General features: G+C 63.7%; 15 protein-coding genes and 2 pseudogenes (1 of these 17 running past the window's edge). 13 read left to right on the top strand and 4 right to left on the bottom strand.

The window, feature by feature from the left end; genetic code table 11:
• Nucleotides 1-121: 121 nt before the first annotated feature.
• Both NKJ84_RS12520 and NKJ84_RS12515 read left to right on the top strand, forming a co-directional pair.
• Nucleotides 122-802, top strand: a pseudogene (locus NKJ84_RS12520) (winged helix-turn-helix domain-containing protein); the annotation flags it as partial.
• A gap of 9 nt (nt 803-811) precedes the next feature.
• Nucleotides 812-1,465: a Vgb family protein gene (locus tag NKJ84_RS12515; protein ID WP_352506690.1), complete on the top strand. Its 654-nt coding sequence runs from the start codon at nt 812-814 to the stop codon at nt 1,463-1,465.
• A 40-nt stretch (nt 1,466-1,505) separates the two neighbouring features.
• Here the strand turns inward: NKJ84_RS12515 and NKJ84_RS12510 are convergent, their stop codons facing one another.
• On the bottom strand, nt 1,506-1,991 hold the full coding sequence (locus tag NKJ84_RS12510; protein WP_352506689.1) for a MarR family winged helix-turn-helix transcriptional regulator: 486 nt from the start codon (nt 1,989-1,991) through the stop codon (nt 1,506-1,508).
• 101 nt (nt 1,992-2,092) lie between these two features.
• Between NKJ84_RS12510 and NKJ84_RS12505 the strand changes: the two are divergent.
• Nucleotides 2,093-2,987, top strand: a pseudogene (locus NKJ84_RS12505) (DMT family transporter).
• Nucleotides 2,988-3,006: 19 nt separating this feature from the next.
• Here NKJ84_RS12505 and ubiG read toward each other — a convergent pair.
• Nucleotides 3,007-3,756, bottom strand: coding sequence for a bifunctional 2-polyprenyl-6-hydroxyphenol methylase/3-demethylubiquinol 3-O-methyltransferase UbiG (gene ubiG, locus NKJ84_RS12500; RefSeq protein ID WP_023675148.1), 750 nt, complete (start codon nt 3,754-3,756; stop codon nt 3,007-3,009).
• A 214-nt stretch (nt 3,757-3,970) separates the two neighbouring features.
• On the opposite strand from ubiG, the gene NKJ84_RS12495 reads away from it, so the two are divergent.
• The 9 genes from NKJ84_RS12495 to NKJ84_RS12455 all read left to right on the top strand — a co-directional run bounded on the left by NKJ84_RS12495 (nt 3,971) and on the right by NKJ84_RS12455 (nt 17,068).
• Nucleotides 3,971-4,540, top strand: coding sequence for a putative glycolipid-binding domain-containing protein (locus tag NKJ84_RS12495; protein ID WP_352506688.1), 570 nt, complete (start codon nt 3,971-3,973; stop codon nt 4,538-4,540).
• A 199-nt stretch (nt 4,541-4,739) separates the two neighbouring features.
• The gene (locus NKJ84_RS12490) at nt 4,740-5,993 is read left to right on the top strand and encodes an aspartate kinase (RefSeq protein ID WP_254816709.1); all 1,254 of its coding nucleotides are present in this window, start codon (nt 4,740-4,742) and stop codon (nt 5,991-5,993) included.
• Nucleotides 5,994-6,174: 181 nt separating this feature from the next.
• Nucleotides 6,175-8,445 carry a phosphoenolpyruvate--protein phosphotransferase gene (gene ptsP, locus NKJ84_RS12485; protein WP_352506687.1) on the top strand — a complete coding sequence of 757 codons (2,271 nt, stop codon included), beginning with the start codon at nt 6,175-6,177 and terminating at the stop codon, nt 8,443-8,445.
• 139 nt (nt 8,446-8,584) lie between these two features.
• Entirely contained in the window at nt 8,585-9,664 is a 1,080-nt protein-coding gene (gene prfA, locus NKJ84_RS12480) for a peptide chain release factor 1 (protein WP_352506686.1), read from the top strand.
• On the top strand, nt 9,657-10,535 hold the full coding sequence (prmC, locus tag NKJ84_RS12475; RefSeq protein ID WP_352506685.1) for a peptide chain release factor N(5)-glutamine methyltransferase: 879 nt from the start codon (nt 9,657-9,659) through the stop codon (nt 10,533-10,535). Before prfA ends, prmC begins: the two co-directional genes overlap by 8 nt.
• 331 nt (nt 10,536-10,866) lie before the next feature.
• Nucleotides 10,867-11,883 (top strand): DUF4167 domain-containing protein, encoded by a 1,017-nt coding sequence (locus NKJ84_RS12470; RefSeq protein WP_352506684.1) that lies wholly within the window; start codon nt 10,867-10,869, stop codon nt 11,881-11,883.
• A gap of 348 nt (nt 11,884-12,231) precedes the next feature.
• Nucleotides 12,232-14,838, top strand: coding sequence for an ATP-dependent chaperone ClpB (clpB, locus tag NKJ84_RS12465; protein WP_254816714.1), 2,607 nt, complete (start codon nt 12,232-12,234; stop codon nt 14,836-14,838).
• Nucleotides 14,839-14,986: 148 nt separating this feature from the next.
• Complete coding sequence (locus NKJ84_RS12460) at nt 14,987-15,352, top strand: MmcQ/YjbR family DNA-binding protein (RefSeq protein ID WP_352506683.1); 366 nt, start codon at nt 14,987-14,989, stop codon at nt 15,350-15,352.
• Nucleotides 15,353-15,586: 234 nt separating this feature from the next.
• Nucleotides 15,587-17,068 (top strand): L,D-transpeptidase family protein, encoded by a 1,482-nt coding sequence (locus NKJ84_RS12455; protein WP_352506682.1) that lies wholly within the window; start codon nt 15,587-15,589, stop codon nt 17,066-17,068.
• Nucleotides 17,069-17,089: 21 nt separating this feature from the next.
• Here NKJ84_RS12455 and NKJ84_RS12450 read toward each other — a convergent pair whose 3' ends face one another.
• Nucleotides 17,090-17,722, bottom strand: a complete 633-nt coding sequence (locus NKJ84_RS12450) for a TMEM175 family protein (RefSeq protein ID WP_352506681.1) — start codon at nt 17,720-17,722, stop codon at nt 17,090-17,092.
• 168 nt (nt 17,723-17,890) lie between these two features.
• On the opposite strand from NKJ84_RS12450, the gene NKJ84_RS12445 reads away from it, so the two are divergent.
• Nucleotides 17,891-19,456 carry an MFS transporter gene (locus tag NKJ84_RS12445; protein ID WP_352506680.1) on the top strand — a complete coding sequence of 522 codons (1,566 nt, stop codon included), beginning with the start codon at nt 17,891-17,893 and terminating at the stop codon, nt 19,454-19,456.
• Nucleotides 19,457-19,474: 18 nt separating this feature from the next.
• Here the strand turns inward: NKJ84_RS12445 and NKJ84_RS12440 are convergent, their stop codons facing one another.
• Nucleotides 19,475-21,072 carry the 3' portion of a M23 family metallopeptidase gene (locus tag NKJ84_RS12440; RefSeq protein ID WP_352506679.1) on the bottom strand. The gene runs 361 nt beyond the window's last position, so 1,598 of the gene's 1,959 nt are visible here — the last part of the coding sequence; the start codon falls outside the window, past its right edge; the stop codon is at nt 19,475-19,477.

The raw sequence follows: 21,072 nt of genomic DNA, 5'->3' as shown, positions 1-21,072 counted from the left end.
GGGGGCGTGGTTCTTTTTTAACACCCCCTGCGGGGGCCCGTGCTGGCCCTGCGGGCGGGTGCCGCGGGGCGGGGGGGGCGCCCCTCGGGGGGGGGGGGCCGGGGGGGGGCCCGCGTCCGGCATCCCCGCACTGATCGCGGAGGTGGAGAGCGCATCGCTGGTGCTGGACACGCCGGCCGCACGCCTTGTCGCGCGTGGCGGGGAACGGCCCCTCCTGCTCGATGAAGTCGAAGCGCTCCTGGCGTCGGGGGCGCTCGTGGTGGATGCATGCCGCAATGTCGTGCGGGTCGCAGATACGGTTGTCTCGCTGGCGACCCGCCCGGTGCTGTTCGCGCTGGCCCGCGCGCTGGCCGAAGCCTGGCCGGGGGACGTGGCAAGATCGACGCTCATTGCGCGCGCTTTCCGCGGAAAGGACGCGGACGAATCACATCGCGCACGGTTACGGGTCGAAGTCGGGCGGCTTCGCGCGGAGCTTCGGAGCTTGGCGGATGTGAGCGCGACGAAGCGGGGCTTTGCGCTGGCCCCGCGCCGCGCAGGTGAGGTCGTCGTGCTGGCGCCACCCGTCGAAGAAGAGCATGCCGCCGTGCTCGCCTTCCTCGCGGACGGCGAGTCTTGGTCGAGTTCGGCCCTGGCGATTGCGCTTGGAGCCAGTTCGCGTACCGTGCAGCGAGCGCTCGAGCAGCTCGCCCAGGCCGGCAAGGTGCAGTCGTTCGGCCGCGGACGGGCGCGTCGCTGGATGACCCCGCCGCTGACGGGTTTCCCGACAATCTTGTTACTCCCCGGCCCACTGCCGGGCTACTAGGATGGAATTATGGAACGATCCGCAGCCGAAATCCTTCGAGAATATGGACCCTTTCCGGGTGTCGACCACGTGGACGGCGTTACCTTCGACGGTGAGCATGTCTGGTTTGCCTCAGGCGACAGATTGAACGCCTTCGATCCGGCGAGCGGCAAAGTGGTGCGCTCGATCGACGTCGCGGCACACGCCGGAACGGCCTTCGACGGCCAGCACCTCTATCAGATCGCCGAGGATCGCATCCAGAAGATCGATCCGAAGAATGGCCAGGTCCTGGCGACGATCCCGGCGCCCGGCAATGGCGGTGATTCCGGGCTCGCCTGGGCCGAAGGAACACTCTGGGTCGGCCAGCATCGGGGCCGAAAGATTCATCAGGTCGATCCCGAGACAGGGGCAATCCTTCGCACCATCGTTTCCAACCGCGTCGTCACCGGCGTCAGCTGGGTCGACGGCGAGCTGTGGCATGGCACCTGGGAGGGTGAGGAGAGCGATGTCCGGCGGATCGATCCTGAAACGGGAAAGGTTCTGGAGAAGCTCGATATGCCGCCGGGAACAGGCGTGTCGGGGCTCGAATCCGATGGCGGCGACCAGTTTTTCTGCGGTGGCGGAAACAGCGGCAAGATCAGAGCTGTTCGCCGGCCCAAACGAGGCTCTGCGACCAAGATCTGAGCTTTTTCCATCCCCTCGGCCCGGCCCTTGGCCGGTTCGGTTAGCTCAAGCTCGCGATCAGTTTTTCGAGCAGGCGGGCCAGCATGGTCTGCTCCGGGCGTGCTAACCCAGAAAGTATCTGGTGCTCGTTGGCGACGTGAGCAGTCACCGCCTCATCGATCAAAGCGAGGCCCTTCCCGGTCAGCTGCACAATAATCCCGCGGCGATCGTCGGGGTGCGGCCCGCGCTTGATCAGGCCGGATTTCTCGAGCCGATCGAGGCGGTTGGTCATCGCGCCCGACGTCACCATCGTCGCCTCGTACAGAGCCGTCGGCGTCAGCGCATATGGCGGCCCGCAACGACGCAGCGTCGCCAGCACGTCGAATTCTCCGGATTGCAGCCCGTAACTTGCAAACAGCGGCGCCAGCCGCTCTCGTGCGATCAACGAGGCGGCCTCGTTCAACCGTCCAAGCACGGCCATCGGCGAGACATCGAGATCCGGCCGTTCCTTTTTCCATTGCTCGATCGCTTTTGCCGCGCGATCCATGTCTCTCACCGTTATGTATCTTGACGTGAAGAATCTTTATATTATCTTACCTCAGCTTGTGGTGTAGGCCAAGGGCCGCGAACGGGCGACGGGATGGTGCGATGAAATTTCTCTGGGACTCGGCGCTTGGCCTTCTGGTCGTCACCGGCGGACTGCTCGGCCTGACGCTGCCGTTCGGCAAGATCGCGACGATGGCCGGCGTGCCCGCCATGGTCTGGGCCTTCGTCATCTCGCTTGGCGCCGGCGGCGTGCTTTTGTGCGCATTGCTGCTCAACGGGCAGCGCATGCGGCTTACGCTGCACAGGCAGCGCTATTTCTTCGTGACCGCGGCCGTCTCCTACGCAATCCCCAATCTGCTGATGTTTTCAGCGATTCCGCATCTGGGCGCCGGCTATAGCGGCATCATGTTCACGCTGTCGCCGGTCGTCACGCTGGTGTTCTCGATTCTGCTCGGCGTCAGGCGCCCGACCACGCTGGGCGTCGTCGGCATCGCCGTCGGTTTCGTGGGCGCAGTCATGGTGGCCGTGACGCGCGGCGAAGCGGGCCAGCCGGCCGAATTTTTCTGGGTTGCGATGGGCCTGCTCATCCCCGTCAGCCTCGCCGCCGGCAACATTTACCGTACCGTCGACTGGCCCGAAGGCACCGGCCCGATCGAGCTCGCCGTCGGGGGGCAGCCATCTGGCAGCAGCTTTGATGCTGCTTGCCGGCATTCTGGTGCTGCTGGAAGGCAATGCATTCGGCTCGCTCGGCGGCGTGCCGCTGGTCGCTGCGGCACAGATGGCATCAGCCTCGGCGATGTTCGCCTTCTTCTTCCGCCTGCAAGCGGTCGGCGGCCCGGTCTATCTCAGCCAGATCGGCTACGTCGCGGCGGCGGTCGGGCTGTTTGCCGGGACCCTCTTCCTCGGCGAGCGCTATCAACTGCTGACCTGGGCCGGTGCCGTCATCATCACCGCCGGCGTGTTCATCACCACCAGGGCGCAAAGCCAGAAGACATAGGGGCGAGAAGGCATAAGCTTCAGACGGATGCCTTCTCCGCCAGCACCATGTAGTTGACGTCCATGTCCTTCGAGCGCTGCCAGCGGTCGGCGAGCGGGTTGTAGGTGACGCCGGTGCGGTCGATGACGGTCAGACCGGCGCCGGCAAGCGCCTTTTCCAGTTCCTCGGGGCGCACCAGCTTGCCGAACTGGTGGGTGCCGCGTGGCAGCCAACGCAGCACATATTCGGCGCCGATGATGGCCAGGCCCAGGGCCTTCAGCGTGCGGTTGATGGTGGCGACGAACATGATGCCGCCGGGCTTGACCATCTCGCCGCATTTGGCCAGAAACAGATCGACATTGGCGACATGCTCGACCACTTCCATGTTGAGGATGACGTCGAATTTTTCGCCGGCATCGGCAAGGTCTTCCGCGGTCGTGGCGCGATAATCCACGCTCACGCCGACTTCCGCCGCATGCAGCTTGGCCACTTCAATGTTGGTGGCGGAGGCATCGGCGCCGACCACTTCGGCGCCAAGCCGCGCCATCGGCTCGCACAAAAGCCCGCCGCCGCAGCCGATGTCAAGGAAGCGCAGGCCTTCGAACGGCCGTGCCGCACGCGGATCGCGGCCGAAGCGGGCCGCCACCTGGTCGCGGATATAGGCAAGCCGGATCGGGTTGAACTTGTGCAACGGGCGGAACTTGCCGTTCGGGTTCCACCATTCGGCGGCAAGGGCGGAAAAGCGTTCCACCTCTCCGGCATCGATCGTCGATCGTCGGGGCTCAGGCATGGCGTGGTCTCCTCGGACGCTAGGAAGTCGGGCGCGAGGCTGCGAATGTCAAGGCGCGAAATTCACCGCCGGCGGTGCGATGTGCGCGATGCCTTCCGGCGCCGCCTTTTGCCGGCTGCATTTGTGTCAGCACGTGTCAGTTGATGGTGTGCCGGAAGGAAACGCCTAGGCTTTGGCGGACGAAGCAGAGACATCGGGTTCGGAGGAGTGCGCAATGATGCGAGCGGTTGCTTCCATTCTTTGGCGCCGGCTTGACCAGGAAGGCCACGACGCTTGCCTTCTGTCGGAAGCGAGTTCCGGGTGGAACCTCAGGGGACACGCGCTTTTCGTCCAGGACGGCGAGCCGTGCAGCATCGCCTACGAGGCGGACTGCGACGCCGATTGGCATACACGATCGGCGCGCGCCGACGGCTTTCTCGGCACGCAACAGCTGCATTACAGGATCGACCGGCTGACCGAGCGCCAATGGACGCTGAACGGCGAGCATCAAGCGGAAGTCGACGGTCTCATCGATGTCGATCTCGGCTTCACGCCCGCCACAAACCTTTTGGCGCTTCGCCGTTTTGCCCTCGATGTCGGTATGGCGACGCCCGCGCCGGCAGCCTATCTGACATTTCCCGAACTCAGGCTCGTTCGCCTCGAGCAAACCTATCAGCGCGTCGATGCTGCACATTACGCCTATGCCGCCCCGATGTTCGGCTACAACGAGATGCTGGAGGTCTCGCCGGTCGGCTTCGTCCTCGACTATCCGCGCCTGTGGAGAGCCACGGCACAGCTGGGCTGAAGCGCGCATCATATTGGCAAGACGCAGGGCAGGCACGATGCTGCGCTGGTGTGTCGCCCGGCCGCCAGCGGCGGCACGCCTTGCGAAACGACTGTCATTTGGCTAAGGAGGCCGCGCATTGAGCGCCTCGCTACAGCGTGGCGCATTTTTCCACTTTTCGGCCTTCGGTCCGGCACCCAGTCAAAGGCATTTCGCTTCCATGGCGCGCATCGTGATGAAATTCGGCGGAACGTCCGTCGCCGACATCGCCCGCATCCGCAATGTGGCGCGCCATGTCAAACGCGAGGTCGATGCCGGGCATGAAGTCGCTGTGGTGGTCTCGGCGATGGCCGGCAAGACCAACGAGCTCGTGCAATGGACGCGCGAGGCCTCGCCAATGCACGATGCGCGCGAATATGACGCCGTAGTCGCTTCCGGCGAACAGGTTACGGCCGGCTTGCTGGCGATCGCGCTGCAGAACATCGGCGTGCATGCCCGTTCCTGGCAAGGCTGGCAGATTCCGATCAAGACCGATAACGCGCATGGCGCGGCGCGCATTCTCGATATCGATGGTGCGTTCCTGATCAAGCGCTTCGGCGAAGGCCAGGTGGCGGTGGTCGCCGGTTTCCAGGGCATCGGGCCGGACAACCGGATCGCAACGCTCGGCCGCGGCGGTTCCGATACCAGCGCTGTCGCCATCGCGGCGGCGGTCAAGGCCGACCGCTGCGATATCTACACCGATGTCGACGGCGTCTACACGACCGATCCGCGCATCGAGCCGAAGGCGCGGCGGCTGGCCAAGATTTCCTTCGAGGAAATGCTCGAAATGGCCTCGCTCGGGGCCAAGGTCCTGCAGGTGCGCTCGGTCGAGCTTGCCATGGTGCACAGGGTGCGTACCTTTGTGCGGTCGTCCTTCGACGATCCCGATGCACCCGGAATGGGGGATTTGCTCAATCCGCCGGGAACGCTTATTTGCGACGAGGAAGAGATCGTGGAACAGCAGGTCGTCACCGGAATTGCCTATGCCAAGGACGAAGCGCAGATTTCGCTGCGCCGCGTCGGCGACCGGCCGGGCGTCGCCGCCGGCATTTTCGGGCCGCTGGCCGAGGCCAACATCAATGTCGATATGATCGTCCAGAACATTTCCGAGGACGGCAAGTTCACTGACATGACTTTTACCGTGCCATCCGGCGACGTCGACAAGGCGCTTGCCGTGCTCGAACGGCTGAAGGCGACGATCGGCTACGACGTGGTGCAGTCGGAAGCCGGCATGTCGAAGGTCTCGGTCATCGGCATCGGCATGCGCAGCCATGCAGGCGTCGCCGCCACCGCCTTCAAGGCGCTGGCCGACCGCGCGATCAACATCCGCGCCATCACAACGTCCGAAATCAAGATTTCGATCCTGATCGACGGTCCCTATACGGAACTAGCAGTTCGCACTTTGCATTCCGTGTACGGTCTGGATAAGCAGTAGCAGACTGCATCGGCCCGAAAATCGGAGTCGATTTTCGGAAGGCGGGATGCGGCGGATCGAAAGGCTTGGAGCGGTCTTTATGCGTCCAATTGGACGATGGCGCTCTAATTGAGTTGTTGCGTTTGTGCCGCTGTGCAGGGCAACCTGCACCGGTTGAAACGCTATTGGAGAAGAAGCCGCGATGCGTGATTCGGCCAGTGGCCCGCGCGTTTTGCTGAAACGGCTCCGCGAGCTCATGCAAGAGCCGCTGGAGCCGCAGGAGCGGCTTGACCGAATCGTGCGCGACATCGCCTCCAACATGGTTGCCGAGGTCTGCTCGCTTTATGTTCTGCGCGCCGATTCGGTGCTCGAACTCTACGCCACCGAAGGCTTGAACCCGAACGCCGTCCACCTGGCGCAGCTCAGGCTGGGCCAAGGCCTGGTCGGCACGATCGCGGCCTCGGCGCGGCCGCTCAACCTCTCCAACGCGCAGGAGCATCCTGCCTTCGCCTACCTGCCGGAGACAGGAGAAGAGATATACAATTCCTTCCTCGGCGTGCCGGTGCTGCGGGCAGGGCGGACGCTCGGCGTCCTGGTCGTGCAGAACAAGACCATGCGCCATTATCGCGACGACGAGGTCGAGGCGCTGGAAACGACGGCGATGGTGATCGCCGAGATGATCGCCACCGGCGATCTGGAGCGGCTGACAAGGCCCGGCCTTGAGCTCGATCTGCGTCGGCCGGTAAGCTTTACCGGCCTGTCCTTCAATGAAGGCGTCGGGCTCGGCCATGTGGTGCTGCACGAGCCGCGTATCGTCGTCACCAACCTGTTCAACGAGGACAGCGAGGAAGAGGTCAGGCGGCTCGACGCCTCGCTCGGCTCGCTCAGGCTCTCCATCGACGACATGCTGGAGCGCCGCGATGTCGCCTTCGAGGGCGAGCATCGCCAGGTGCTCGAAGCCTATCGCATGTTCGCCAACGACCGCGGCTGGGTGCGCCGGCTGGAGGAGGCGATCCGCAATGGCCTGACGGCCGAAGCGGCGGTCGAAAAGGTGCAGAGCGACATGCGTGCCCGCATGCTGCATATGACCGATCCGTATCTGCGGGAACGGATGAGCGATTTCGACGATCTCGCCAATCGGCTGCTGCGGCAGCTGATGGGGCGCGGACCGGAGGACGTCGCGGCCTCGCTGCCCAAGGACGCCATCATCGTCGCCCGCTCGATGGGGGCTGCCGAGCTGCTCGATTATCCCAGGGACAAGCTGCGCGGGCTGGTGCTGGAAGACGGCGCCGCGACCAGCCATGTCGTCATCGTGGCGCGAGCCATGGGCATACCCGTCGCCGGCCAGATGAAGGGCGCCGTTTCCATGGCGGAAAACGGCGATGCCATCATCGTCGACGGCGAGGAAGGCACGATCCATCTGCGCCCGCAGCCCGACCTCGAGGCGGCCTATGCCGAGAAAGTGCGCTTCAGGGCGCGGCGGCAGGAGGTCTACCGCGAGCTGCGCAAGAAGCCGTCGGTGACCAAGGACGGAGTCCAGGTCGATCTTCTGATGAATGCCGGACTGGCGGTGGATTTGCCGCAACTGGCCGAAGCAGGTGCGGCCGGCATCGGCCTGTTCCGCACCGAACTGCAATTCATGGTCGCCTCGACCTTTCCGCGCGCCGAAGCCCAGGAGCGGCTCTATCGTGACGTGCTCGAAGCGGCGCGCGGCAAGCCGGTGACATTCCGCACCATCGATATCGGCGGCGACAAGGTGCTGCCCTATTTCAAGGGCTCGATTCAGGAAGAGAACCCGGCACTCGGCTGGCGCGCCATCCGCCTGACCCTCGACCGGCCCGGATTGCTGCGTACCCAGATCCGCGCGCTGCTCAAGGCGTGCGGCGGACGCGAACTGAAGCTGATGCTGCCGATGGTGACCGAACTCGGCGAGATTGCGCAGGCGCGCGAGATCATCGATCGCGAGGTGCGGCATCTGTCGCGCTTTGCCCATCATTTGCCGACCAGCCTCAAACTCGGGGCGATGCTGGAGGTGCCGTCGCTGCTGTTCCAGCTCGACGAACTGACGAAGGCGGTCGATTTCGTCTCGGTCGGCTCGAACGACCTGTTCCAGTTCGTGATGGCGGTGGATCGCGGCAACACCCAGTTGTCCGACCGCTTCGACCCGCTCTCGACGCCGTTCCTGCGCGTCCTGAAGCAGATTGCCGACGCCGGGGCGCGCAACAATACGCCGGTGACCCTGTGCGGCGAACTTGCCGGCAAGCCGATTTCAGCGATGGCGCTGATCGGCCTTGGTTACCGCTCGATCTCGATGTCGCCGGCATCGATCGGCCCGGTCAAGGCGATGCTGACGGAACTGCCGCTCAGCGAGCTGGAAGCGTTCTTCGACGACAATCTGATGGCGCCGGCGCATGGCCTGCCGATGCGGGCGCTGCTGCAGGCGTTTGCCGACGACCGCTCCATACCGCTGTAGATTCACGTGAGGGCGGCCTGCAAATGTCGATTTTCTGCGCTTCCGGTGCCCATGTACTTAAATGTACATTCCGCTCCGGTTCTCGAAATCCGTCATTTTCGACTCGCCCTGACGTGAATCCCATCGAAGTTCCAGGACCATGATCAACCTGCCCCGCGACCGTATGGATCAAGTCGTCAAGCGTTTCGACATGCTCGAAGCGCAGATGTCGGCCGGGCCGGCGCCGGACGCCTATGTGAGGATGGCCTCCGAATATGCCGACATCCAGCAGATGGTGGCAAAGATCAGGGCACTGCGCGCCGCCGAGCGCGAACAGGCCGATCTGGAGGCGATGCTCGCCGACAAGGGCACCGACGCCGAGATGCGCGCCTTGGCCGAGGCCGACCTGCCGGAGGTCAAGCATCGCATCGAGGTACTGCAAAAGGACATCCAGATCCTGCTGTTGCCCAAGGATGCCGCAGACGACAAGAACGCCATCCTCGAAATCCGCGCCGGCACCGGCGGTGACGAGGCGGCGCTTTTTGCCGGCGACCTGTTTCGCATGTACGAGCGCTATGCAGCGGCGCATGGCTGGCGTTTCGAGACGGTGTCGGCCAGCGAAGGCGAAGTCGGCGGCTACAAGGAAATCATCGCCACCGTTTCGGGCAAGGGCGTCTTTGCCCATCTGAAGTTCGAATCCGGCGTGCACCGGGTGCAGCGCGTGCCGACGACCGAGGCGGGCGGGCGCATCCACACTTCGGCGGCGACGGTCGCGGTGCTGCCGGAAGCCGAAGAGGTCGACATCGACATCCGGGCCGAAGACATCCGCATCGACACGATGCGCGCCTCGGGTTCCGGCGGGCAGCACGTCAACACCACCGATTCGGCCGTGCGCATCACCCATCTGCCGACCGGCATCATGGTAGTGCAGGCGGAAAAATCGCAGCACCAGAACCGGGCGAAGGCCATGCAGATCCTGCGCGCCAGGCTTTACGACCTCGAACGCAGCAAAGCGGACGAGGAACGTTCAGAATCGCGCAAGTCGCAGGTTGGCTCGGGCGACCGCTCGGAACGCATCCGCACCTATAATTTTCCGCAGGGTCGCGTCACCGATCATCGCATCAACCTGACGCTCTACAAGCTCGACCGGGTGATGATGGGTGAACTCGACGAGATCATCGACGCGCTGATAGCCGATCACCAGTCGAAGCTGCTCGCCGATATAGGCATCGATGGCTGACAGCCTGCCCGCCACTCTGGCGCCGCTGCTGCGGGAAGCGCGAAACCGGCTCGCCGCAGCCGGGATTGCGGATCCGGCGCTCGATTCCAGGCTGATCGTCGAGCATTTTTCCGGCACGAACCGCACGCAGGCCATCGCCGATCCTGGGTGCGCGGTCGATGCGGACGTGACGGCGGCAATCGATGCCGCTTTGCGGCGGCGCGTCGCCGGCGAACCGGTGCACCGCGTCCTCGGTTACCGCGAATTCTACGGCTTGCGCCTTTCGCTTTCGCCGCAAACGCTGGAGCCGCGACCGGATACCGAAACGCTGGTCGAGGCGGTGCTGCCTTTCGTTAAGGCAACGGCGGCACGCGAAGGCGGTTGCCGCATCCTCGATCTCGGGACCGGCACCGGTGCCATCGCGCTGGCGTTGCTCAGCGCGGTTCCGGCCGCGACCGCCACCGGCGTCGACATTTCGCAAGAGGCGCTGGCCACCGCCACGCGCAATGCCAGGGAATTGGGGCTCGCCGGCCGGTTCACGGCGCTCAAATCCGACTGGTTTGAAAAAGTTTCTGGCCGGTACCATGTAATTGCCGCAAACCCTCCCTATATACCCTCAGACGACATTGGAAATCTGCAGGACGAGGTCCGCGGTTTCGATCCACGCCAGGCCCTGGATGGCGGTGTGGACGGTCTGAGCCCCTACAGGAAGATCGCCGCAGGAGCGGCAGCGTATTTGGAAGTCCAAGGCAGGATTGCGGTCGAGATCGGCCATACGCAGCACCAACAGGTTACGGAGATATTCTCCGCGGCCGGGTACAGTTCTGTCGGGGTGTTTCGTGATCTCGGCGGAAACAACAGAGTTCTTGTGTTCGAACGGTGGAAGCCGTGATGCAGTGCGAAAAAAGCGCTTGGCAATACCGGGGAATGCGGCTAGGGTCGCCTTAACCGGATGAGACGAAGCAGGCAGTGCTCTTAGCGATTCGGTTTTCCTTGGAAATAGCTGCCTTCTTGCGCAAACGACGCCCAAGCTTCGTGCGGGAATCGTCCGGCAAGTGAAGTAACCGGAACAGGATGGCACGTGGCGCCAACGCAATTGATGCGGGCGAACGCCGGTGAAAGAACGAAACGGCTGGCCGCATGAGCGCCTCCGTTCGTGAAGAGTTTTTCGAAAATTTCAAAGTGAAGAGAGTCTAATGAGGCCACAACAGCAAAACAGGCGCATGCGCGGTCGCAACAACAATGGCGGCGGCGGCAATAACAATAACAACCGTAAGGGGCCGAATCCCCTGACGCGCAACTATGAGAGCAACGGCCCGGACGTGAAGATCCGCGGATCGGCTCAGCAGATTGCCGAGAAGTACGCAACCCTTGCCCGTGACGCGCACAGCTCCGGCGACCGGGTGATGGCGGAAAACTATCTCCAGCACGCAGAACACTATAACCGCATCATCGCAGCCGCTCAGGCGCAGATGCCGATCCAGAACGCCCAGCAGATTCGCGATGATTTCGACGATGATGGCGACGAGGATCGCGACGAGTTCGACAATGCCGGCAACAACAATGCCAACGAGACATCGGGCTCGACGGTCAATCAGGGGGCCGGCCCGCAGCCGGTCATCGATGGCACGCCGGCCGAGCTGGCGCTGAACCAGGAAAACAGCCGTGACAATCGCGGCGGCCGCGATAACCGTGACGGCCGCGACAATAATGGCGGACGCCACCGCGACCGTCGCCCCAATGGCGGTTACGGCCAGAACGGCCAGCGTGGCGAGTATAGCTCGCGCGGCGAGCAGCAGGGTGGCCAGCGCGTCGAACAGCCACGGCGCGACGAGGTTCCGGCGCAGGCGGAGCCCGTGCGGGCAGCTGAGCCGATCTTGGTGGGTGAGCCCGCACAGCAATTTGACAACCTTTCGCCGGCGGGTCTCGCCGCCCAGGCCGAGCTCAACGAAGCCGCTGCCGAAAGCAGCCCGGCCCGCCGCCCCAGGCGCCCGCGTCGCCCGCGCCTCGATGTCGAACAGGCAAATGGCGGCAACGACAACGCCGGCCCTGAGAGTGCCGAGACAAGCAATGCCGAGACAAGCAATGCCGGGACTGGCAATGCCGAGACTGGCAATGCCGGGACTGGCAACACCGAGACTGGCAATACCGAGACTGGCAATACCGACGCTGGCAATGTCGATGCAGCGCCGGCTGAAAGCCCCGGCGGTCAAGCTGTGATCGCAGACGTCGAGAATTGATCGAAAAAACGTTCGGCCGATCTTAGGGCATCCTTTAGCCCAAAGGCGCGTCGCGTTCGACCGGCCTCATGCGACGCGCGTTAGGTTCCTATTGTGATGATGCATATCGTTATCGCAAAACCGCCGCGCACTTTTGCGGGACATGTATGGACGGCGGAGAGAAATCTCCGCCGTTTTTGTTTTGCGTGCTCGCAATATTATTATCCATTCGCCAGTGTCGAGGCGTCTTGAGGGTCCGTGGTTTGCGTCCCATATCTTGCGTGAACAGGATCCGGCTCGAACGGGCGGGTCCGTCACCGCAATCTGATCCGGTGCCGCGAAGCGGGCCGGTGACGGAAGGAGACAGGCATGAATCTTGAAAAATATTCCGAGCGCGTGCGCGGCTTTATCCAGTCCGCGCAAACCATGGCGCTTTCCCGCAATCACCAGCAATTCACCCCCGAGCATATCCTCAAGGTCCTCGTCGATGACGACGAGGGCCTGGCTGCGTCGCTGATCGAGCGCGCCGGCGGCAATGTCCGGGACGTCAAACTCGGCGTCGAAACGGCACTGGAGGCAATGCCCAAGGTCGAGGGCGGCAATGGCCAGCTCTATCTGGCCCAGCCGCTGGCAAAGGTGTTTTCGACCGCCGAGGAACTGGCCAAGAAGGCCGGTGACAGCTTCGTCACCGTCGAACGGCTGTTGCAGGCGCTCGCCATGGAAAAATCGGCCAAGACGGCCGACATCCTGGCCAAGGCCGGTGTCACGCCGCAGAAGCTGAACCAGGTCATCAACGACGTACGCAAAGGTCGTACCGCCGATTCGGCGAGCGCCGAGCAGGGCTACGACGCGCTGAAGAAATACGCGCGCGACCTGACGGCGGACGCTCGCGCGGGCAAGCTTGACCCGGTCATCGGCCGTGACGACGAGATCCGCCGCACGATCCAGGTGCTGTCGCGCCGCACCAAGAACAACCCGGTGCTGATTGGCGAACCCGGCGTCGGCAAGACGGCGATCGCTGAAGGGCTGGCGCTGCGCATCGTCAATGGCGATGTGCCGGAATCGCTCAAGGACAAGCAGCTGATGGCGCTCGACATGGGCTCGCTGATCGCCGGGGCCAAATACCGCGGCGAGTTCGAGGAGCGGCTGAAGGCGGTGCTTTCCGAGGTCACGTCCGCCGCCGGCGGCATCATCCTGTTCATCGACGAGATGCACACGCTGGTCGGCGCCGGCAAGGCGGATGGCGCCATGGATGCGTCGAACCTGCTGAAGCCGGCGCTGGCCCGCGGCGAACTGCACTGCGTCGGCGCCACTACGCTCGATGAATACCGCAAGCATGTCGAGAAGGATGCGGCCCTTGCCCGCCGCTTCCAGCCGGTCTTCGTCAATGAGCCGACGGTCGAAGACACCGTCTCGATCTTGCGCGGGCTGAAAGAGAAATACGAGCAGCACCACAAGGTGCGCATCTCGGATTCGGCGCTGGTCGCGGCCGCAACCCTATCCAACCGCTACATCGCTGACCGCTTCCTGCCGGACAAGGCGATCGACCTGGTCGACGAGGCCGCGTCGCGGCTCCGCATGCAGGTCGATTCGAAGCCCGAGGCGCTGGACGAGATAGATCGCCGCATCATGCAGCTCAAGATCGAGCGCGAGGCGCTCAAGGTCGAGAAGGACGACGCCTCGAAGGACCGGCTCGCCCGGCTCGAGAAGGAACTCTCGAACCTCGAGGAGGAATCGACCGAGCTGACCTCGAAATGGCAGGCCGAGAAGCAGAAGCTCGGGCTTGCCGCCGACCTCAAGAAACAGCTCGACGAGGCGCGCAATGAACTTGCCATCGCCCAGCGCCAGGGTGAATTCCAGCGCGCCGGCGAACTTGCCTACGGCAAGATCCCGGAACTCGAAAAGCAGCTGAAGCAGGCCGAAGCCAGGGATGGCAAGGCCGGCATGGTCGAAGAAGTGGTCGGCCCCGATCACGTCGCCCATATCGTCTCGCGCTGGACGGGGATCCCGGTCGACAAGATGCTCGAAGGCGAGCGCGACAAGCTGTTGCGCATGGAAGACGAGATCGGCAAGCGCGTCGTCGGCCAGGGCGAGGCCGTGCAGGCAGTATCGAAGGCGGTACGCCGTGCGCGCGCCGGCCTGCAGGACCCGAACCGGCCGCTCGGCTCGTTCATGTTCCTCGGGCCGACGGGCGTCGGCAAGACCGAACTGACCAAGGCGCTGGCCAGCTTCCTGTTCGACGACGAGAGCGCGATGGTGCGTATCGACATGTCGGAGTTCATGGAGAAGCACTCGGTCGCCCGGCTGATCGGCGCGCCTCCCGGCTATGTCGGCTATGAGGAAGGCGGCGCGCTGACCGAAGCGGTGCGGCGCCGGCCCTATCAGGTCGTGCTGTTCGACGAGATCGAGAAGGCGCATCCGGACGTGTTCAACGTGCTGCTGCAGGTGCTCGACGACGGCCGGCTGACGGACGGGCAGGGCCGCACGGTCGACTTCCGCAATACGCTGATCATCATGACGTCCAATCTCGGCGCCGAATATCTGGTCAATCTCGGCGAGGACCAGGATGTCGACGTCGTGCGCGACGAGGTGATGAATGTCGTCAGGGCTTCGTTCCGGCCGGAATTCCTCAACCGCATCGACGAGGTCATCCTGTTCCACCGGCTGCGCCGCCAGGATATGGGCCAGATCGTCCAAATCCAGCTCAAGCGGCTGGAAAACCTGCTTGTCGACCGCAAGATATCGCTTTCGCTCGATCAGGAGGCGATCGACTGGCTGGCGGCCAAGGGTTACGACCCGGCCTATGGCGCGCGGCCGCTGAAGCGGGTGATGCAGAAGGAATTGCAGGATCCGCTGGCGGAAAAGATACTGCTCGGCGAGATCCTCGACGGCTCGACTGTCAAGGTCACCGCCGGATCCGACCGCTTGAACTTCCGCTCGAAGCCCGCAGTCGTGGCAACCGAGGCGGCCGCCTGAGTTCAAGCCAAGAGCCTGTTCCATCCCGATCGAATCGGGATGGAATTCCTAGCTTCAATTTCGACCATGATCTTTTCCGAAAAACCGGCATCCGCTTTTTGCTACGCCGACCGTCGGTCCATGGTCTAACACCACTGGCGGGGCGCAGTTGACTTTGGACGACTACAACAGTTTCTGCGCCTCGCTGCCTTCGACGACCCATGTCGTGCAGTGGGGTGGCGCCCCTGTCTGGAAAGTCGGCGGCAAGGTGTTTGCGATCGGCGGCTGGAGTGAAGGCAAGGAGCCGTTCGTCACCTTCAAATGCTCCGAGATCGCTTATGACGTGCTGAGGGAACAGCCGGGCCTTCGGCCGGCGCCGTATCTCGCCTCGCGCGGCATGAAATGGATCCAGCGCCGGACAAGCGAAAGCATGGATGATGAAGCGCTGAAGGATTATCTGCGCGAAAGCCACCGTCTCGTCGTGCTGAAGCTGACGAAGCAGGCGCGCAAGGAATTGGGATTCGCTGCCGGTTAATCGGTCAGAAATCCGCCATCTTCATGCCCGGTTCATATTGGAACCTTATCGTGTGCAAGTGATTTGCTGGCGAAGGGGTTGGCGACCACATCGGCCCGAAATCGATTTTGATTTTCGCAAAGCACGATGCGGAGATGTAAAGCGTTAGAGCGTCCTTGCACCCAAAGGGACGCGCGGCGCTCTTGAGAGACAATGCCGGCGGCGGCAATTACGGACCGGAGAATTTTGGCCATCATGTTGCGCACCATCCTCACCCTTTCAGCGTTTGCTGCCGGGCTGCTGGCGTCGAATGCGATGGCCTCGCCGATGGCCGATACCGCGCCGCGGGTGGTTCGTGCTGCCAATGACGGCGGCATTCTTGTCGCCCAGGACGGCAATCTCGACATCTATTACGACGCCAGGGGAAACCGCGTCATCGTCGATGCGGAAACCGGCAAGGTCATCGCCATCCAGCCGCCGCAGACCAGGCTCGACCGCCGTGTTTTGCGCCGCGAGCGCTTGCGCAACCTCGGACCGGTCGAGGAGGACGATCCCTATTATCTCGACCCTGAGGACACGGCCCGGTTCCGCCGCAGGCAGTTGGAAGACGAAGGCAGGATCATCGTGCCGCCGGCCGACGAGTACGACCCCTATGGCGACAATTCCATGGATGCCTTCCCCGAAGCGCCGCGGGATGACGGCTACGGCAACGATTATCCGGAGGCAGCGCAGCCGGTGAGGCCACGCACCATCGAGCGCCAGCCGCTCAACGAGGCCTCGATCGAGCCGGTCGAGCCGACGGTGCCGAACGAGCAGGCGGCGTTACCGCCAGACACAGCCCCGCCGCCAGACACAGGCGGCAAGGCGGCGGTCGACCCGTCGCTTTCGCTCGGCGCGCGTCAGGACGTGGCGGAACTGCAGGTGCTGCTCGACCGAGCCGGTGCGTCGCCCGGCGTCATCGACGGACGCTTCGGCTCGAATGTCGACAAGGCACTCGCCGCCTACAATGAAATCACCGGCAGCAATCTGAAATCCACCGACGCGGTCGGTATCCAGGCCGCCCTGGCGCAATCCGGTGGCGATGCATTCGCCTCCTATACGATCACGCCCGAGGATGCGGCCGGCCCCTATGTCGCTTCGATACCGGAGGACTACAGCCAAAAGGCCCAGCTCGACCGCATGGGCTACACGTCGGTGCCCGAGGCGCTGGCCGAGCGCTTCCATATGGATGAAACCTATCTGAAGAAGCTCAATCCGGACGCCAATTTCAATCGTCCGGGCACCATCATCAAGGTTGCCAATTTCGGCAGGCTGGTGGCGACGCCGGTGGCGCGCATCATCGCCGACAAGGCCAACAAGCAGGTCCGTGCCTACGACGCGGCGGGCAAGCTGGTCGCAGCCTATCCGGCGACCATCGGCTCGTCGGATACGCCGTCGCCGTCCGGCACGCATGCGGTGTCGCGTGTCGCATTGGACCCGAACTACACCTACAACCCGAACATCAATTTCAAGCAGGGCGAAAACGACAGGATCCTGACCATCCCGCCGGGGCCGAACGGCCCGGTTGGCTCGGTCTGGATCGCACTGGACAAGCCGACCTACGGCATTCACGGCACGCCGGATCCGTCCAAGATCGGCAAGACCGAAAGCCACGGCTGCGTGCGGCTGACCAATTGGGATGCGCGCGAGCTCGCCAAGATCGTGACGCCCGGCGTTATAGTGGAGTTCGTCGACTGAAGCGCAACGCCTTCGCTCGAATCACCCGATGACCTTGCGCAGCAGTGGCGCGCGCAGCGCTGCGGCATAGGTCAGCTGCACCACCAAGATGAAGCCGACGCTGAGCAAAGGGCTGGCTAGGCACAGTGCCGCGCCGATCGCCCACAGGATCTGTGCCTTGACGATGCGCAGATAGACCGTTCGGGTGGTCTCCGCGTCGACACCGTCGGCCAGAAATCCGTTTTTGTCCGCGTAGCGCCAACTGGCGAGCAGCGTCAGTCCCAGCATCAGAAGATTGAGCCAGTAGACGAGCACCGCGGTCCTGAATTCAAGGAAGTCGGCCAAAAGATCGGTCGAAAACGGCAGCAAGGCGATGAAGCCGAGGAAGCAGAGGTTCAGCGTGGCAAGCCGCCGGTCGGATTTTGCGATCAACCCGTGTTGCGCCTGCTGGCCGAACCAGAAGATGGTCAGCGTCAGGAAGCTGAGCGCATAGGTCAGGAAGCGCGGCGCCAGTGCTGTGATCGCGGCGATCAACTCGCTTTCGGAATGCACCGTTTCATGCGCCGGCACCCTGATCTCGAGAACAATCAACGTGAGCGCGATGGCGAACACGCCGTCGGTGATGCCGACGACGCGCCCGCGTCCTTCCGCCGAGGGCTCGAGCGGTCGTTTCATGCGGTAGTTCCCCCTTGTTGCAGCGTTGCGGGAATCTAGCACGGCATCCACCGTTTGCACCCGGACGGGCGTTCTCTCCTGCCTGTATGGCCAGGTTCGGCCTGGTTTCAACGAGAACAGCCTGCTGGCCGGTTGTCGGCGGCATGCCGGCGGTCTAGGTAAGGCGGCATGCACACGCCAACCAAAGTCGGTACTGGCGCCATTCCCCTGACCGGCTCACTTCCGGCCGATACGTTCTGCCCGCGGGCGCGGCGGCGGTTCGTGCTGATCGCCGCGATTCTGGCTTCCGCGCTCGGCTTTATCGATGGATCGGTCCTGGCCATTGCGACGCCGGCTATCCGCGTCGATCTCGGCGCCAGCCTGGCCGAGGCGCAATGGATATCCAACGCCTATGCATTGACGCTTTCAGCCCTCATTCTCGTCGGCGGCGCCGCCGGCGATCGTTTCGGCCTGCGCCACTCTTTCGTCGCCGGCATCGTCCTGTTCATTGCCGCCTCGCTTGCCTGCGCGCTGGCGCCTAACCCGGCGATGCTTATTGCATTTCGGGCTGTCCAGGGTATCGGAGCGGCCATCATGGTGCCGGGCAGCCTGGCCATTATCGCCAAAGCCTATCCAAAAAAGGAACGCGGCCGGGCGATCGGCATCTGGGCCGCGGCATCGGCACTGACGACGGCGCTCGGCCCGGTGCTGGGCGGCTTCGTGCTGTCGGTGTTCGGCAACGGCATCTGGCGGGCGATCTTCGCCATCAATCTGCCGCTCGGTCTTATCTCGATCTATCTTCTGCTGGCCAAGATCCCTGCCGACGCGCCGGCGGAAAAGCGCAGCCTCGATCTCGGCGGCGCTGCACTCGCCATATTGGCGTTCGGAGCTCTCGCTTACGGCCTGACCTCGATGAGTGGTGACGGGGAGGGGCTGATGTCCGGCCCGAGTATCGCCGCCGGTGCGGTTTTGCTCGTCGTGTTCATCGTCTTCGAGCGCCGGCGGCGCGAGCCGATGATCGATCTGTCGCTGTTTCGGATCGGCGCGTTCGCGGGCGCCAACGTGGCGACCTTCTTCCTTTATTTCGCCCTGTCGGCCAATTTGTTCTATCTGCCGATGCTCATGATCGCCGGATGGGGGCTGAGCGCGGCCGAGGTCGGCTTTATATTCCTGCCGCTGTCGGCGTTGATGGCACTGTTATCCGGACCGGTTGGCCAGTGGTCCGACCGCATCGGGCCTCGCTTTCCGATCGCCAGCGGCAGTCTGGTTGTGGCTCTCGCCTTTGCCGGACTTGCCTTGCTGGCCTATTGGGGCATCCACAGTTTCTGGCTGGGGGTATTCCCGCTGATGGCTCTGATGGGGTTCGGCATGGCGCTGGTGGTATCGCCGCTGTCGACCGCCATCATGACGGCGGTCGAGGACAAGGATACGGGTGCGGCCTCGGGCATCAACAACGCCGTCTCGCGGATCGGCGGCCTGATCGCCGTGGCGGCGATGGGATCGCTGGCGGCCTGGGTTTATGCTGGCGTGCTCAGCACCGGTGCCGGCACCGGCCTTCCGGGTTTCGGCGAACCGCCGCCAGCCGGCCTGGCGCCCGGCCTCGATGCGGCACGACTTGCCGCCAGCGACGCGGCATTCGCAGCCGTTGCCGCGGTGACCGCGCTGCTTTGCCTGCTTTCGGCAATCACCGCCTGGACGACGGTTTCGGGCGAGCGGCTGCCATGGGTGCGCGACACGGCGAATCAGCAGGGCTGACCACGAAAAAACGTCGGCTCAGCCTTCGATCTTGGCGCTCGCGACCTTCAACTGATTGCTGTCTTCCTGCTTGAGCAGGTCGTCGATGCGTTCGCGCTCGCGCTTGAAGGCGACGAGGTCGTCGCCCTTCAGCGTCTTGCCGACCGGCAGGCGGACGCGCATCGAATCGACCTTGGTGCCGTTGACGATCAGTTCGTAATGAAGGTGCGGACCGGTGGAGAGGCCGGTTGAGCCGAGATAGCCGATAACCTGACCCTGGCGAACGCGAACACCCGGCTCGATGCCTTTGGCAAACGCGCTCTGGTGATTGTAGGACGTCTCGTAGCCATTGGCGTGACGCAAGATGATCTGCTTGCCATAGCCACCGGCCCAGCCGGCCTTTTCGACGACGCCATTGCCTGCGGCAATGATCGGCGATCCTACGGGAGCTGCCCAGTCGGTGCCGGTATGCATCTTCACATACCCCAAAATGGGGTGGCGCCTCGCACCGAACCCGGATGTAAATCGGCCATTGGGCAAGGGATTGCGCAGCAGGAACTGCTCGGCGCTGCTGCCGTTTCCGTCGAAATAGTCGGTGCTGCCGTCCTGCATCTGGAAACGGTAGAAATTTCGCGTCGTGCCGCCGAAAGTCGCGGAGACGTAAAGCAGCTCGGATTCGTCGGACGCCTGGTCGTCGCCATCGGGCTGCGAGAACAGCACCTCGATGCGGTCCGTGGGATTGAGGCGCGACTGGAAGTCGACACTGGATGCCAGCAACTTGATCAGCCGTTGCGTCATCGCCTTGGACATGCCGTAGGAATAGGCGGTGCGGTAGATGCCGTCATAGACGTTCGGCAGATTGCCGCGCACTATGGGCGCAGGCGAATCGTCGAACGCCGTCAGCAATTCGGGATTTGGCTCCGGCTCCTGCGCCGGCACGTATTGGTCGTGGTCGTCGAGTGCGATGGTGACGATGTGCTGGGTCCTGTCGTACACGCTGGTGCGAACGATCTTGGCGGCGTCGCCATGGACCTCGAGCCCAACGCGCAGCACGGTTCCTGCCTTGAGGGCCGTGGCATTCAGCAATTTGGCGATCGCCTCGGCCATTCCGGTGGCATCCTCGCCGGTATAGCCCGAATCAGCGAAGGCCTCGGCAATGTCGAGATCCTTGGTGAAGGGGATGATTTCCTCGGCGAAAGCCGGCGCCTGGTCGTCGATGGCGGCACGCGGCGATACCGAGACGTTTTCCGGGACGATCTTGACGTCATAGGAGCCGGCCATGCTCTCGGCGAAGCCGTCACCGAATCGCTGCGGGTCGACATAGTGCAGCGACGCGACCTGGACAGCGCCGTCGCTCAGATCGGTGCCGGCCTCGCGCACCACCTTTTCCACCTCGTCGGCAGAAAGGTCGCTCTTTTCGTCGAAGGCCGCCGTCTCGATCGGGAAATCGACGGTCTTCAGGCTCATCTCGCTTTCGACCTTGGCGCCATAGATCTGGCTGGCGGTGGCGGCTGCCGGCTGGGCGGCATTGTCGTCGCCATTGCCAAACACCTGCATCGGGTCGAAAGGCGGATAGGCCCGGCTGGTCGTGTGACCGGCGGCAAGCGCCATCTTTATCTGCACGAAAGGCATGGTGT

It is taken from the genome of Mesorhizobium sp. M0048 (genome assembly GCF_040323405.1).
GTDB lineage: Bacteria > Pseudomonadota > Alphaproteobacteria > Rhizobiales > Rhizobiaceae > Mesorhizobium.
Note: the sequence above shows the minus strand (reverse complement) of the source record. Positions and strands in the feature narration are given on the sequence as shown.

Excerpts from the sequence above, each read along its gene's own strand:
- NKJ84_RS12515 (WP_352506690.1), top strand. The coding sequence starts at position 812 with ATGGAACGATCCGCAGCCGAAATCCTTCGAGAATATGGACCCTTTCCG.
- NKJ84_RS12510 (WP_352506689.1), bottom strand. The coding sequence starts at position 1,991 with ATGGATCGCGCGGCAAAAGCGATCGAGCAATGGAAAAAGGAACGGCCG.
- ubiG (WP_023675148.1), bottom strand. The coding sequence starts at position 3,756 with ATGCCTGAGCCCCGACGATCGACGATCGATGCCGGAGAGGTGGAACGC.
- NKJ84_RS12495 (WP_352506688.1), top strand. The coding sequence starts at position 3,971 with ATGATGCGAGCGGTTGCTTCCATTCTTTGGCGCCGGCTTGACCAGGAA.
- NKJ84_RS12490 (WP_254816709.1), top strand. The coding sequence starts at position 4,740 with ATGGCGCGCATCGTGATGAAATTCGGCGGAACGTCCGTCGCCGACATC.
- ptsP (WP_352506687.1), top strand. The coding sequence starts at position 6,175 with ATGCGTGATTCGGCCAGTGGCCCGCGCGTTTTGCTGAAACGGCTCCGC.
- prfA (WP_352506686.1), top strand. The coding sequence starts at position 8,585 with ATGATCAACCTGCCCCGCGACCGTATGGATCAAGTCGTCAAGCGTTTC.
- prmC (WP_352506685.1), top strand. The coding sequence starts at position 9,657 with ATGGCTGACAGCCTGCCCGCCACTCTGGCGCCGCTGCTGCGGGAAGCG.
- NKJ84_RS12470 (WP_352506684.1), top strand. The coding sequence starts at position 10,867 with ATGCGCGGTCGCAACAACAATGGCGGCGGCGGCAATAACAATAACAAC.
- clpB (WP_254816714.1), top strand. The coding sequence starts at position 12,232 with ATGAATCTTGAAAAATATTCCGAGCGCGTGCGCGGCTTTATCCAGTCC.
- NKJ84_RS12455 (WP_352506682.1), top strand. The coding sequence starts at position 15,587 with ATGTTGCGCACCATCCTCACCCTTTCAGCGTTTGCTGCCGGGCTGCTG.
- NKJ84_RS12450 (WP_352506681.1), bottom strand. The coding sequence starts at position 17,722 with ATGAAACGACCGCTCGAGCCCTCGGCGGAAGGACGCGGGCGCGTCGTC.
- NKJ84_RS12445 (WP_352506680.1), top strand. The coding sequence starts at position 17,891 with ATGCACACGCCAACCAAAGTCGGTACTGGCGCCATTCCCCTGACCGGC.